Below are 13,618 nucleotides of genomic sequence, written 5' to 3' on the forward strand. Positions count from 1 at the left end.
AAGCCCGGTCAATGACCGGGCTTCTTTCTGCTAGGCCGTGACGAACTGCATTTCCTTCGCGGCGTTCGTGCTTTAAGTCTAAGCCCATCTTGGCAGGAGGACGATACAGCATGAGCAGACCCCGTATTCTCGTCACCCGGCGCTGGCCGGCCGCGGTGGAAGCCGTGCTTTCCGAGCGCTTCGACGCGACGTTCAATTCGGATGATATCGCGCTCGATACCGGGCAGTTGCGTCAGGCCTTGCTAGCCCATGATGCGGTGCTGCCGACCGTTTCCGACAAGCTGCCGGCCGCGCTTTTCGAGGGCGATGCCATCAGGACAAGAATCCTCGGCAATTTCGGCGTTGGCTTCAATCACATTGACGTCGCTTCCGCCAAGGCAAAGGACATCGTCGTCACGAATACGCCGGGCGTGTTGACCGACTGCACCGCTGACATCGCCATGTTGCTGCTGCTGTCCGTAGCGCGCCGCGGCGGGGAAGGGGAACGGGAATTGCGTGCCGGCCTATGGAGCGGTTGGCGGCCGACGCATTTGATCGGTGTCAAGGTTACGGGCAAAACCGTCGGCATCGTCGGTTTCGGTCGCATCGGCAGGGCCTTTGCACAGCGCTGTCATTTCGGGTTCGGCATGGATGTCGTCTTTCACAATCGCTCTGCCATCGATCCGATGGAGGCGGCTCGCTACGGCGCGGTGCAATTGCCGACGATCGAGGATGTGCTCGCGGTCTCCGATTTCGTCTCTCTGCATTGCCCCGGCGGCGCGGAGAACCGTCATTTGATGAATGCCGCTCGCTTCGCCACCATGAAACCTGGCGCCTTTTTGGTCAACACCGCCCGCGGCGATATCGTCGATGAGGCGGCACTGATTTCTGCGCTGGAGCAAGGCACCATCCGCGGCGCCGGTCTCGATGTCTACGAAGCGGAGCCGAGCGTACCGGAGAAGCTGAAGACAATGGAGAATGTCGTGCTGTTGCCGCATCTCGGCAGTGCAACCGAAGAGACGCGCACGGCAATGGGGATGAAGGTGGTAGACAATATCACTGCATTTTTCGATGGGCGCGAGCCGCCGGATCGGGTGGTTTAGTTTCCTTCGTCGAGCAATGCGGGAGAGCGTGGCCGAGAGTTGTTGGAGGTGCTGGACACGCGTCAGCATTTGATTGTCTGGAGCCATTGCCGCTCTTTTCATCATTTGACGAAAAATGTGGCGGGTACCAGCGACAACGGCCTTAGTTCCTGACGAAGGCATAAGGCACAGGAATTGCTTGTCTTTATTCCGTGACGGGCTTCAATGACCTGTGCGACATGAAGTGACGAGCGGAGAGACGGGATGGCGCTAGTGGCGGCGAGCACGAGACCGCAGAGGGCCCGCGGGCGCGGCCATCTGGCGGCCAAAGCGGTTGACGGGCGCACGCGCCTAGCCGAGCTTTTCCAGGAAGGTGCGGCCAAGATCCGCCTACCCGATACGTTCGACAATTCCATGGAAGCCGTCATCATCAACACCGCCGGCGGGCTGACCGGTGGCGACCGGATGGATTGGAGCATCGTAGCCGGGCCGGATACGCGCATCGACGCGACCACCCAGGCCTGTGAGAAGATCTACAAGGCGTCCGCCGGTACCGCCGAAGTCCAAACTTCGATCAAGGTCGATACCGGCGCGCGGGTCGATTGGTTGCCACAGGAGACCATTCTGTTTGATCGCGCCTCGCTGTCGCGCAGGCTTGATGTCGATCTTGAAGAGACCGCCGAATTTCTAGCCGTCGAGGCGGCCCTGTTGGGCCGCATGGCCATGGGCGAGGCGATGGCGCAGGGGCTGTTTCGTGACCGCTGGCGGATCCGCCGCGCTGGGCGGTTGATCCACGCAGAAGAATTGAGGCTCGACGGCGATGTCAAAGCATTGACGGCTGAGCATGCTGTCTTGAGCGGCCAGGTTGCTTTTGCGACTCTGCTCTATACCGGGCCGCTGGCGGAGACCTATCTCAGCAGGGTACGGCCCCTCATTGGGGAGCACAGGGGCGGCGTCAGCCAATGGCGCGGCAAGCTGGTGGCACGGCTGGCGGCACCCGACGGCTTCGCACTCAGAAAAATTCTGATCCCGGTCATTTCCGCCTTGCGCAACGGTATGCCTGTGCCGAAAGTCTGGAATCTATAGTCCGAGCAATTAGCAATTACATAGGTAAGCGATGAACCTCACTCCGAGAGAAAAAGACAAGCTGTTGATTTCCATGGCGGCAATGGTTGCGCGGCGGCGACTGGAGCGCGGCGTCAAGCTCAACCATCCGGAAGCCATCGCGCTGATCACCGATTTCGTCGTCGAAGGTGCTCGCGACGGCCGCCCGGTTGCCGATCTGATGGAAGCCGGCGCCCATGTCATCACCCGCGACCAGGTGATGGAGGGGATTGCCGAAATGATCCACGACGTGCAGGTCGAAGCAACGTTTCCGGATGGAACGAAGCTCGTCACCGTGCACGAGCCGATCCGCTGAACGACGGTAGAGGAAAAGACCATGATCCCAGGCGAAATTCTTCCGGCGAGCGGCGACATCGAACTGAACGCCGGCGCGCCGACGGTAACGCTGGATGTCTCCAATACCGGCGACCGGCCGGTGCAGGTCGGCAGCCACTATCATTTTGCCGAGACTAACGCCGGTCTCGCTTTCGATCGCGACAAGGCGAAGGGCATGCGCCTCGATATCCCTGCAGGGACCGCAGTGCGTTTCGAGCCGGGCCAGACGCGCCAGGTGACGCTGATCCCGCTCTCGGGTAAGCGCGAAGTCTACGGCTTCCGCCAGCAGATCATGGGCAAACTCTGAGGCCTACAGGGAGAGACGGCATGTTGTTGAAAGTGCTTGCCTCCAGCGCGTTTGTCGCGACGGTTTTGATGTGCGGTTCGGCCAATGCGCAAAATGATTCCGACCAGCCGAAGGTCGATTGCAATAATGCGCAGACGCAGATGGATATGAACATCTGCGCGCAGCGCGACTACGACGAGGCCGATAAGGCTTTGAACGAGCAATATAAAAGGACGCGCGCGGCAATGGTTGCCACCGATGCCGATCTCGACGTCGACCAGAAAGGCGCCGAAGAGGCGTTGATCAAGGCAGAGCGCGCCTGGGTCGATTATCGCGATGGCCAATGCGAGGCGGAGGGGTTCGAGGCGCGGGGCGGGTCGATGGAGCCGATGCTGGTTTCCGGATGTAAGGCGACATTGACCAAGCAAAGAACCGAAGAGTTGAAGACGCTGGCCGATGGGCCTGAGGGGGCGCAGTGAGTGCACAACGCAGGATCATGATCGTCGGCAACGGTGATATCGCGCAAGAGGCGGCGAAGGAGATCGACGACGCCGATCTGGTCGTGCGCTTCAACGATTGCCGCTCCATCCAGACCGGCGGCAGCCGCACTGATATTGTCGCGGTCTGCAATACCGGCCGGCCAGCGCGCGCTATGCTCGGTTCTGCCGAATGGCGCAGCAGCCGGCCGATCGCGGCCGCGTCGGAAATCTGGAGCGTACGCGACCCTCGCAAGTTCGCAGCGCTACGCGCTTCGCTGTCGCAATCGCATCCGGAACTTAACGATTTCTGCGACGATTACACCGATCAATTCATCGCATTCTGCCAGGCCACCGGTAAGCGCCATGTCGTCGTCGATCAGTCTGTTCACGAGAGTGTCGACGAGGCTCTCAAACCGCATGAACCCGGCCCTTATGTCGTGCCGAGCAGCGGCATGATCGTGATCGCCGACCTGCTTTTGCGTTTCCCCGACGACGACATCGCCATCACCGGCTTCAGCCACACCGGCTGGGACGGTCATCCGTTTGCTGCGGAGAAGCGCCTGGTTGATCTTTATGTTTGCCTCGGTCGCCTGAGCCGCATCGCCGGCAAGACTCCCATCGTTTCCTCCCAAGGAGCTTGATTTATGCCCTACAAGATCTCGCGCGCCGCCTACGCCAACATGTTCGGGCCGACGACCGGCGACAAAGTGCGGCTTGCCGATACCGAGCTTTTCATCGAAGTGGAGAAGGATCTCACCACCTATGGCGAAGAGGTGAAGTTTGGCGGTGGCAAGGTCATTCGTGACGGAATGGGACAGAGCCAGGTGACGCGAGCCAACGGCGCCGTCGATACAGTCATCACCAACGCGCTGATCGTCGATACATGGGGGATCGTCAAAGCCGATATCGGCCTCAAGGGTGGTCGTATCGTCGCCATCGGTAAAGCAGGTAATCCGGATACGCAGCCGGGCGTCAACATCATCGTCGGACCGGGCACGGAGGCGATCGCGGGTGAGGGCAAGATCGTGACCGCCGGCGGCATGGATAGCCATATCCACTTCATCTGCCCTCAGCAGATCGAAGAGGCGTTGATGAGTGGCCTGACGACCATGCTCGGCGGCGGTACCGGCCCGGCGCACGGGACCCTTGCCACCACCTGCACACCTGGCCCATGGCACATCGCCCGGATGATCGAGGCTGCCGACGCCTTTCCGATGAACCTCGCCTTTGCAGGCAAGGGCAATGCCTCGCTGCCCGGCGCGCTCGAGGAGATGGTGCTTGCCGGTGCCACCTCGTTGAAGCTGCACGAGGATTGGGGGACGACGCCCGGCGCAATCGACTGCTGCCTGACAGTCGCCGACGAATATGACGTGCAGGTTATGATCCACACGGATACGTTGAATGAAAGCGGTTTTGTCGAGGATACGATCAGCGCCATCAAGGGCCGTACCATCCATGCTTTTCATACCGAAGGGGCCGGCGGCGGCCATGCGCCAGATATCATTAAGATCTGCGGCCAGTCAAACGTCATTCCGTCCTCGACCAACCCGACACGTCCCTATACGGTTAACACGATCGCCGAGCACCTAGACATGCTGATGGTCTGCCATCACCTGTCGTCATCGATCCCGGAAGACATCGCCTTCGCCGAAAGCCGCATCCGCAAGGAAACGATTGCGGCGGAAGATATTCTCCACGATATCGGCGCCTTCTCGATCATTTCGTCCGACAGCCAGGCCATGGGTCGTGTCGGCGAAGTGGCGATCCGCACCTGGCAGACCGCCGACAAGATGAAGCGCCAGCGTGGCCGTCTTTCTCAGGAAACCGGCGATAACGACAACTTTCGCGTCAAGCGCTACATCGCTAAATACACGATCAATCCGGCGATCGCTCATGGCCTCAGCCATGAGATCGGCTCGATCGAAGTCGGCAAGCGTGCCGATCTGGTAATCTGGAATCCGGCGTTCTTCGGCGTTAAGCCGGACATGGTTTTGCTTGGCGGCTCGATCGCCGCCGCCCCGATGGGGGACCCGAATGCCTCGATTCCAACGCCTCAGCCGGTGCACTACCGCCCGATGTTTGCATCTTTTGGCAAGAGCCTGACGAACTCTTCGGTCACCTTCGTGTCGCAGGCATCGCTCGATGCAGGTCTTGCCGGCAGGCTCGGTGTGGCCAAGAGCCTGGTTGCGGTCAGGAATACCCGGAGCGGAATCTCCAAGGCGTCGATGGTCCATAACAGCCTAACACCACATATCGAAGTCGATCCAGAAACCTACGAGGTGCGTGCCGATGGCGAGCTTCTGACTTGTGAGCCGGCGACGGTGTTGCCGATGGCGCAGCGTTATTTCCTGTTTTAACAGGACCTGCGACATTTCAACGCCTGTGGATCACGGGAGCCCCTGGACTGCAGGGGTTTTTCGTTAGGTGGCCGAACTAATGGAGCATAATCAGAGGCTTGCACCGGCGGTTGTACCTGCCGCAACCCCACCTCCGGTCATGGGCGATTTTGGTGCCAATTTCTATTGGTTCATAACTTGGGAAAAGCTTCGCATTTTAATTATTGCATTAAAGAGCTGGAAGAGCCTTCGCTCCTATTTCATCTCATCGAATTGGTGGGCTGAGGAAGGTGATTCGCATGCAATGGTGGATTTCGCTGCAGGCCGAGCTCGGTAATTTTCAGCAGCGTCGCACGATATATATTTTCGCGCTAAAGATGAGTTTTATTGCGGTCATCCTCGCCGTTGCCATCATTCTCGTCATGCTGCCGGTCCTGCGGTGGCTCGGCCTGTTGCCGTTACCCATGCTGGACGCGATCCGTCTCTGTATCTTGCTCGCCTGGTTCATCGGCGGCATCGTCTCCGGCGCATTGGCTTTGCTGGCTGGCTACGCACTTCACAAGCTCGCCGTCTCCCGTGCCGAATTCGAACGGCTGAGCCGCACGGACATGCTGTCCGGCTTGCTGAACCGTCGGGCCTTTACCGAAGCATTGGAGGAGGCGAAGGAAGACGCCTCGCTAGTGATCTTCGACGTCGATCGGTTCAAGACTATCAACGACCGCTATGGGCATGCCTCCGGCGATGCCGTTATCGTTGCGGTGTCGGAGATCTTTTCCAGCAATTTCGAGGGCAGGGATGTGATCGCCCGCCTCGGTGGTGAGGAGTTCGGCGCCATCGTCCATGGCGGTGACATGGCTGAACGCGTCGCCTGTATCGAGGACGTGAAAACGCTGATTGCCGATCATGCCATTGCCGTCGAGGGTGATGCAGTGAAGATCACGATTTCTGCGGGGATCGCCGATATACGGGGCGAACGTAAGAAAGAGGCAGTCTATGCGGCTGCCGACAAGGCGCTTTATCTTGCCAAGGCGCTCGGCGGCAATCGTGTCGTTCATGAAAGCGAATGGCTTAATCAAACCTGGCATCGCAGCCAGGTCGAAAAGGACCCGGAGGTCGCGCCTTATCTTGCGGAGCAATATCGGTACGGCCATGGGATATAGCACTGCGAAACCGCCACTGGTTCTTGCGTGGAAAGCCGCTATTTTGCATCCTTTGACAAAGCTTTGAATTGGACATGTCATGCAACGCGTCACTTCCTATCTGCCCGCCGGCACCCCATCCTCCGATCCAATCGATCGCGTCGTGCTGCCTCATGATCTTAGGCATCTGCGCCGCAAGCTGTTGCATCTCGAAAATGGCGAGATGGTCATGCTCGATCTGAAGGAGCCGGTTCTGTTTGCCAGCGGCGACCTTTTGGTGCGCGAAGACGGCGAGCTGATCGAGATCGTTGCTGCCGCCGAAAAGCTGTTCGAGATCAGGCCGCGCGACCGCCGGCATCTCGTCGAGCTCGCCTGGCACCTCGGCAACCGGCATCTTCCGGCACAGATCGAGGAGGATCGCATCCTGATCCTGCGCGATCATGTCATCCGCTCGATGCTCGAAGGCCTCGGCGCGACGGTGACGGAGGTCAGTGAAGCTTTCCAGCCAGCACGCGGCGCCTACCATGCGCATGGCGGTCATTCGCATGGTCACGACCACGGGCAGCATCATGCCCACGAGCATAGTCACGCTCATGGGCATGACCATCACGATCATTCACATGACTGACCGTCGATGACCGGAGGTTGCGCAACGGAGGATGGTGATCTTCAGGCGCTCTTGCGGCTGATGACCTGGTTGTCGCCGGCATTCCCCGTCGGTTCCTTCGCTTATTCGGGTGGCCTCGAAAGCGCTGTCCATGACGGCCTGGTGCAGGATGCCGCAAGCCTCAGGGATTGGATTATCGCGTTGATCCGCCATGGTTCGGTCTGGAACGATGCCGTCTTGCTTGCGCAAGCACATGGCGCGGGCAATGATGCCGCGCGGCTGGCTGAAGCGGCCGTGCTTGCCGAAGCGCTGGCTGGTTCGAAGGAGCGGCACCAGGAAACTATGCTGCTCGGCGAAGCCTTTCTCTCCGCGGCCAATGCCTGGCCTCATCCGGTCTTTTCCATTCTGCCCGCCAAGACGGCCTATCCGGTGGCGGTTGGCGCCGTGGCTGGCGCGCATGGCATACCACGCGAAAAGGCGCTCGCGGCATTCCTCCATGCACTTGCGTCACAGATGCTCTCAGCCGGCATTCGGCTCGGGGTGATCGGACAGAAAGACGGTGTCGCAATCCTGGCAGCACTGGAGGATGTCATTACCGAGGCAGCAAAGCGCGCCGCGCAATCGAGCCTCAACGATCTCGGCGCGGCGACAGTGCACGCCGAGATAGCAAGCCTTCGTCATGAGAAGCAGGGCACCCGGCTTTTTCGTTCCTGAGGGAAGGGCTAACAAATGTTGCGGTCAACGCAGGTCCTGCGTCATTCGCCGCTGTGCGCGAGGCCTGCGCTTCGCTATTCTATAACTTTATCGGAGTTTCGAGCATGAAATCGAGAAATGGACCCTTGCGCGTCGGAATCGGCGGGCCTGTCGGCTCGGGTAAGACGGCGCTGACAGAAAAGCTATGCAAGGCAATGCGCGACGACTATTCCGTTGCGGTGGTGACCAACGATATCTACACGACTGAGGATGCCGAGGCACTGGTGCGTATGCAGGCCCTAACGTCGGATCGCATCGTCGGCGTCGAAACCGGCGGCTGCCCGCATACTGCCATTCGCGAGGACGCGACCATCAACCTGCAGGCCATTGCCGGCCTCAACGAGCGGCTTCCTGATCTCGATGTCGTCTTCATCGAATCCGGTGGTGATAATCTGGCGGCAACCTTTTCGCCGGATCTCGCCGATATCACCATCTATGTGATTTCGGTCTGCCAGGGCGAGGAAATTCCCCGCAAGGGCGGCCCCGGCATTACCAAATCCGATCTTCTCGTCATTAACAAGAAAGATCTCGCACCCTTCGTCGACGTCGATCTCGATGTCATGGACCGGGACGCGACGCGCATGCGCCATGCTCGCCCCTTCGTGTTCACCGATATGAAACGCGGCGATGGTATTGGAACGATCGTCGACTTCCTAAAGGAACAGGGCGGCCTCTAGGCCGCCCTGCTAGTGTCGTTTCTTCCATCCTGGGGCGTTCTATTCGGCGGCGAAGGGCGGCAGTTTCAGGATATTGGTCTTGGTCTTTGCGCCCCGCAGTGGGGCGCCCTTGTTTTCCACCGCCTCGAGGCGTTCTTCCAGCGCAGTGAGCGACTTGCGGTTTTCGTCGACAGCGGCTGCCAGTGTTTCCTTGCTCAGAACCTCGTCGTCTACGTCCTTCTTGCCTACGAGGCGGCCGAAGATCCAGGCAAGCAGGCGCGACAGATCGTCCATGATCAGGAAGAAGGACGGCACGACCACCAGGCTGAGGACGGTCGAGACGATGATGCCGCCGATCACGGCGATTGCCATCGGCGCACGGAACGAGCCGCCTTCGCCGACGCCGAGTGCGGATGGCAACATGCCGGCAGACATGGCAATCGAGGTCATGATGATCGGCCGCGCACGCTTGCGTCCGGCCTCGATCACGGCTTCCAACCGCGGCATGCCATGATGCATCATTTCGATGGCAAAATCGACGAGCAGAATGGCGTTCTTGGTGACGATACCCATCAACATCAGGATGCCGATCATGACCGGCATGGACAGGGCATTGCCGGTGATCATGAGCGCCAAGGCCACGCCACCGATCGCCAGGGGCAGCGAGAGCAGAATGGTGAAGGGCTGGATCACATCCTTGAACAGCAGCACCAGCACGGTCAGCACCAGCATGAGGCCTAGCAGCATCGCGTTGCCGAAGCTCTGCTGCATTTCCTTCTGAACCTTGGTGTCGCCGCTTTCAGCCAGATGGACGCTGGCCGGGATCTTGGTGCTGTTGACGGTGGCGAGGAAATGGCTTGAAGCCGTGTCCAGCGCCACGCCCTGCGGCAGGTCGGCCCCGATCGCGACAACGCGGTAACGGTTGTTGCGCTTGATCGAAGACAGGCCTTCCGAATAGTCGATATCGGCGACGCTCGACATCGGCACTGTTGCGCCCGTGGCAGTTTTGATGCGCAACGCGCGGATCGCTGCAAGGTCGCGGCGCATGCCGATGGAAGCCTGCACTCGGATGGGGATCTGGCGGTCATCGAGCGAAATCTTGGCGAGCGAGGCATCGATATCGCCGATGGTCGCGACGCGCACCGTGTCCGATATCATCTGCGGCGTAATGCCAAGACGGGCAGCCTCATCCTTGCGCGGATAGATCTGTAGCTCGGGCCGCGGCAGTGCGCCGTCGGCGCTGACATTGGCAAGCGCCGGATCGGTGCGCAACTTGGCTTCGAGGATGCCGACCGCTTCGTTCAGTTCCTTCTCGTTGCGGGACAGGAAGTTGTAGGTCAGGTCACGGTCGCCGCGGTCGTTGAGCTTGGTGATGCGAACGTCGGGGATCGAACGCAGCTTGGCGAAGACTTCCTTTTCGATCTCCCATTGCGGCTTGACGCGGCCATGGACGGCAACCTTCGGCAGATTCGGGCCGATGACCGGCAGCGAACCCAGGACATCGTTGACGAGCTTCTTGATGAGCGACTGGTCGAGCTTGCCGAGCGTCAGCGTTATCGTCGCGCGGCGCAGTTCCAGATCGCCCTTGGGCGAGGCGCCGCCAAGGACGAAAACATTCTGAACGCCGTCGATATCCTTGACGCGCCTGTAGATTTCGTTGGTCGCTTGCTCGGTGTCGTCGAGCCGGGCATTCGGCGGCAGCTCGGCAGACAGCACGATGCGCGAGGAATCGTCTGGGGGAATGAAGCTACCGGGCACAAACATGATCAGCGCAAAGACGGAGGCGACCGAGAATGCAAAGGCCGCAAGCAATGTCGGATAGCGCGTGTACCATCTCTTGGTCGTCAACCGAACCAGCCAGCTATAGCCGCGCATGAACCGGCCGTCATTGTCGTGATGGTCGTCGATGGCATCTTCGGCGCGCATGAAATAGGCGGCCATCATCGGCGTAATCAGACGCGCGACCAGCAATGAGAAGAACACCGAAAAGGCGACAGTCAGGCCGAACTGAATGAAATATTGGCCCGGAATGCCCGGCATGAAGGAGACAGGCACGAAGACGGCGATGATCGTGAACGTCGTTGCGATGACGGCAAGGCCGATTTCGTCGGCGGCATCGATCGCAGCGCGATAGGGCGTCTTGCCCATCTTGATGTGGCGGGCAATGTTCTCGATCTCGACAATGGCGTCGTCGACTAGAATGCCGGTCGCAAGCGTCAGGGCCAGGAAGCTGACAAGGTTCAGCGAGAACCCGATCTGATTCATGATCCAGAAGGTCGGGATCGCCGACAGGGGTAGGGCGACGGCTGAAATTAGCGTCGCACGCCAATTCTTGAGGAACAAGAAGACGACTATCACCGCCAGCAACGCGCCTTCCAGCAGCGTATGCATCGCCGCTTCGTAATTGCCGTAGGTGTAGTAGACCGAATCGTCGATCAGCTCGATCGTGACATTCGGGTTTTCCGCGCGCACCTTGTCCAGGGTAGCGGCCACGGTGTTGGCGACAGTGACTTCGCTGGCGCCCTTGGCGCGGAACACGCCGAAGGTTACGACGGGTGTGCTGTTGAAGCGCGAGAAGGACTTCGGCTCCTGATAGGTGTCCTTGATGATACCGAGATCGGAGAGCTTGACGAAGCGGCCATTGGTCAGTGCGATCGTGGTGTCGGCGAGTTGGGCGACGTCGCGGGCATCGCCAAGGACGCGGATCGCCTGTTCGCTGCCGGCCACTTGGCCGCGTCCGGAACCGAGATCGATGTTGGTACCGCGCAACTGCTGGCTGACCGAAAGCGCTGTAATGCCGTGGGCGTTCAGCTTGTTGGGATCGAGCTCGATGCGTACTTCACGGTCGGCGCCGCCGTAGCGGTCGACCCGGCCGATGCCGGCCTGACCCTGCAGCGCGCGCTTGACGGTGTCATCAACGAACCAGGACAGTTCCTCGAGCGACATGTTCGGCGAGGAAACGGCAAAGCTCTGGATCGCCTGGCCTTCGACGTCCACCTTGGAGACGATCGGCTCGTCGATAGTCGACGGCAGATTGCCGCGGATGCGGTCGATCGCGTCCTTGGTATCCTGGACGGCCTGCTGCGTCGGCACTTCCAGGCGGAAGATGACGACGGTCTGCGACTGGCCGTCGGTCACGGTCGATTGAATCTCGTCGATGCCGTTGATACTGGCGACGGCGTCTTCGACTTCCTTCGTCACCTGCATTTCGAGTTCGGCGGGCGAGGCGCCGCTCTGCGTCACAGTCACGTTGACGACGGGCACATCGATATTCGGAAAACGGGTGATCGGCAGATTGAAAAAGGCGTGAGCGCCCACCACCATCAGCAGGAAAAATGCCAGAAGCGATGCGATCGGATTTCGGATGGACCAGGCGGAAAAGTTCATCTTGCCGTTCTCGCTCAGTTGGATGCTTGCGGAGGTTCTTTGACCGGTGTGATGCGATCCCCGTCGCGGACATAAGCACCGGCTTTGGCAACGACTTCATCACCAGCCTTCAGGCCGTTGACGATTTCGACATAGGCGCCGTCCTGAACGCCGGTTTGGACATTGACGAACTTGACGACCCCATTTTCTACCTTACGGGCGGAAGAGCCATTTTCATCGCTGATGACGGCCGTCAGCGGTAGGGTGACACCCTGTGTTTCGCGGACGATGATCTCGGCGCTGCCATACATACCGGCGCGCGCCTTTTCGTCGTCATCGATGGAGATGTGGACCGCACCGAGGCGGGTGACCGCATCGACGATAGGCGCAACCAGGCGGACGGACCCGGCAAGCTTTTGCCGGCCGCCGGAAAGCGAGATCAACGCCTTTTGGCCGACGGTAATCTTGGTGATATCGCTCTCGGAGACATCGGCCACCAGCTCCAAATCGCTGTCGCGAATGATGGTGAACAGCGGATCTCCGCTGCCGTTGGCGATGGCGCCGACGCGGGCATTGCGCGAGGCGACGGTGCCTGCGACAGGTGTCCTGACGCCGGTGCGCGCGAGCTTCAGGTTGGTATCGGCGATCTGGCTCTCGATGACCTTGAGATCGGCTTCTGCAACTGCGATTGCCTGTTCGGCCGAGGCCACGCGAGCCTTGTTGGCGGCAGCCGACGCATTCGCCTGCTCGACCGATGACGTCGACACGGTGCCCTTAGCACCCATGGCAACGGCGCGGACGCGCTGCAATTCGGCCTCCTCCGCGTTGGCTCGGGCTTCAAGAAGCTGCGCGCGCAATTGGGCAAGTGTCGCTTCACCCTTGGCCTTCGTTGCCTCCATCTGACTCTTCTGCAAAACCAGCGCATCATCGTTGAGCGTAGCAAGCGTGCTGTTGGCCTCGACCTTGTCGCCGACATCGGCATTCAGCGAGCGGATCGACAGGCCGTCCACCTGCGGCTGAATGTAAACCTCTTCCACGGCTTTCACCGTGCCGGTGGCGACAACCTTGTCGGTCAGCTTGCGAGGCACAGCCTGCGTCACGACGATCGCGGGCAGATTCTGCTTCGGTGCGGTGACAGTGGTGGGCTCTTCGGCAAAGGCTGCCGGTGCCGTCAGGAGAACCAGCAACATCGCGGTCGTGCTTAGAAATCTATGCGGCGTAAAGGCCATGCGTCCAATTCCAGTTCAGTAATTCGTGCAACGGGATCTCGCTGTTTTCCGTCGCGAGTACGGGGGATCGATGCGTGCGGGCCGGCTCTTTCCGGCGGATCAATATCCGTCTGTCATGCCTGCAAATCCCTCATCCTCAATTTGTCCCATTAGGTGGGAGCGATTTCCAAATTCTGCAAGATCACGAGAAAATGATTTCTGTCGTTGCGCAATTTTAATGTGCATTGCACCACCAATCAATCGCGCGCCCGTGATGACGGCATTCA

General features: G+C 59.9%; 13 protein-coding genes. 11 read left to right on the forward strand and 2 right to left on the reverse strand.

Annotated features, from left to right (window positions below):
• The first annotated feature begins 110 nt into the window (after positions 1-110).
• The 11 genes from PY650_RS06645 to ureG all read left to right on the forward strand — a co-directional run bounded on the left by PY650_RS06645 (position 111) and on the right by ureG (position 8,778).
• Positions 111-1,082 (forward strand): 2-hydroxyacid dehydrogenase, encoded by a 972-nt coding sequence (locus tag PY650_RS06645; protein ID WP_285878255.1) that lies wholly within the window; start codon positions 111-113, stop codon positions 1,080-1,082.
• Positions 1,083-1,325: 243 nt separating this feature from the next.
• A complete protein-coding gene (locus tag PY650_RS06650) occupies positions 1,326-2,147 on the forward strand; it encodes an urease accessory protein UreD (RefSeq protein WP_285878256.1) in 822 nt (273 codons plus the stop codon).
• Between the two features lie 31 nt (positions 2,148-2,178).
• Entirely contained in the window at positions 2,179-2,481 is a 303-nt protein-coding gene (locus PY650_RS06655) for an urease subunit gamma (protein WP_285878257.1), read from the forward strand.
• A gap of 21 nt (positions 2,482-2,502) precedes the next feature.
• Positions 2,503-2,808 carry an urease subunit beta gene (locus tag PY650_RS06660; protein WP_285878258.1) on the forward strand — a complete coding sequence of 102 codons (306 nt, stop codon included), beginning with the start codon at positions 2,503-2,505 and terminating at the stop codon, positions 2,806-2,808.
• Positions 2,809-2,828: 20 nt separating this feature from the next.
• Entirely contained in the window at positions 2,829-3,266 is a 438-nt protein-coding gene (locus PY650_RS06665) for a lysozyme inhibitor LprI family protein (protein WP_285878259.1), read from the forward strand.
• A gap of 17 nt (positions 3,267-3,283) precedes the next feature.
• A complete protein-coding gene (locus tag PY650_RS06670; protein ID WP_285878314.1) occupies positions 3,284-3,907 on the forward strand; it encodes a glycosyltransferase family 29 protein in 624 nt (207 codons plus the stop codon).
• Positions 3,908-3,910: 3 nt separating this feature from the next.
• A complete protein-coding gene (ureC, locus tag PY650_RS06675) occupies positions 3,911-5,623 on the forward strand; it encodes an urease subunit alpha (protein ID WP_285878260.1) in 1,713 nt (570 codons plus the stop codon).
• Between the two features lie 278 nt (positions 5,624-5,901).
• Complete coding sequence (locus PY650_RS06680) at positions 5,902-6,762, forward strand: GGDEF domain-containing protein (RefSeq protein WP_285878261.1); 861 nt, start codon at positions 5,902-5,904, stop codon at positions 6,760-6,762.
• 79 nt (positions 6,763-6,841) lie between these two features.
• Positions 6,842-7,369: an urease accessory protein UreE gene (gene ureE, locus PY650_RS06685; protein ID WP_285878262.1), complete on the forward strand. Its 528-nt coding sequence runs from the start codon at positions 6,842-6,844 to the stop codon at positions 7,367-7,369.
• Positions 7,370-7,375: 6 nt separating this feature from the next.
• Positions 7,376-8,062: an urease accessory protein UreF gene (locus PY650_RS06690; RefSeq protein WP_285878263.1), complete on the forward strand. Its 687-nt coding sequence runs from the start codon at positions 7,376-7,378 to the stop codon at positions 8,060-8,062.
• A 104-nt stretch (positions 8,063-8,166) separates the two neighbouring features.
• Positions 8,167-8,778: an urease accessory protein UreG gene (gene ureG / locus PY650_RS06695; RefSeq protein ID WP_285878264.1), complete on the forward strand. Its 612-nt coding sequence runs from the start codon at positions 8,167-8,169 to the stop codon at positions 8,776-8,778.
• A 39-nt stretch (positions 8,779-8,817) separates the two neighbouring features.
• Here the strand turns inward: ureG and PY650_RS06700 are convergent, their stop codons facing one another.
• Both PY650_RS06700 and PY650_RS06705 read right to left on the reverse strand, forming a co-directional pair.
• Entirely contained in the window at positions 8,818-12,144 is a 3,327-nt protein-coding gene (locus tag PY650_RS06700; protein WP_285878265.1) for an efflux RND transporter permease subunit, read from the reverse strand.
• Between the two features lie 14 nt (positions 12,145-12,158).
• Positions 12,159-13,352: an efflux RND transporter periplasmic adaptor subunit gene (locus PY650_RS06705; RefSeq protein WP_432761497.1), complete on the reverse strand. Its 1,194-nt coding sequence runs from the start codon at positions 13,350-13,352 to the stop codon at positions 12,159-12,161.
• Between the last annotated feature and the right edge of the window lie 266 nt (positions 13,353-13,618).

This window comes from Martinezella calliandrae (assembly GCF_030272695.1).
GTDB classification, from domain to species: domain Bacteria; phylum Pseudomonadota; class Alphaproteobacteria; order Rhizobiales; family Rhizobiaceae; genus Rhizobium; species Rhizobium calliandrae.

Bases quoted from the DNA above. Each gene is read 5' to 3' on its own strand.
- PY650_RS06645 (WP_285878255.1), top strand. From the start codon at position 111: ATGAGCAGACCCCGTATTCTCGTCACCCGGCGCTGGCCGGCCGCGGTG.
- PY650_RS06650 (WP_285878256.1), top strand. From the start codon at position 1,326: ATGGCGCTAGTGGCGGCGAGCACGAGACCGCAGAGGGCCCGCGGGCGC.
- PY650_RS06655 (WP_285878257.1), top strand. From the start codon at position 2,179: ATGAACCTCACTCCGAGAGAAAAAGACAAGCTGTTGATTTCCATGGCG.
- PY650_RS06660 (WP_285878258.1), top strand. From the start codon at position 2,503: ATGATCCCAGGCGAAATTCTTCCGGCGAGCGGCGACATCGAACTGAAC.
- PY650_RS06665 (WP_285878259.1), top strand. From the start codon at position 2,829: ATGTTGTTGAAAGTGCTTGCCTCCAGCGCGTTTGTCGCGACGGTTTTG.
- PY650_RS06670 (WP_285878314.1), top strand. From the start codon at position 3,284: ATGATCGTCGGCAACGGTGATATCGCGCAAGAGGCGGCGAAGGAGATC.
- ureC (WP_285878260.1), top strand. From the start codon at position 3,911: ATGCCCTACAAGATCTCGCGCGCCGCCTACGCCAACATGTTCGGGCCG.
- PY650_RS06680 (WP_285878261.1), top strand. From the start codon at position 5,902: ATGCAATGGTGGATTTCGCTGCAGGCCGAGCTCGGTAATTTTCAGCAG.
- ureE (WP_285878262.1), top strand. From the start codon at position 6,842: ATGCAACGCGTCACTTCCTATCTGCCCGCCGGCACCCCATCCTCCGAT.
- PY650_RS06690 (WP_285878263.1), top strand. From the start codon at position 7,376: ATGACCGGAGGTTGCGCAACGGAGGATGGTGATCTTCAGGCGCTCTTG.
- ureG (WP_285878264.1), top strand. From the start codon at position 8,167: ATGAAATCGAGAAATGGACCCTTGCGCGTCGGAATCGGCGGGCCTGTC.
- PY650_RS06700 (WP_285878265.1), bottom strand. From the start codon at position 12,144: ATGAACTTTTCCGCCTGGTCCATCCGAAATCCGATCGCATCGCTTCTG.
- PY650_RS06705 (WP_432761497.1), bottom strand. From the start codon at position 13,352: ATGGCCTTTACGCCGCATAGATTTCTAAGCACGACCGCGATGTTGCTG.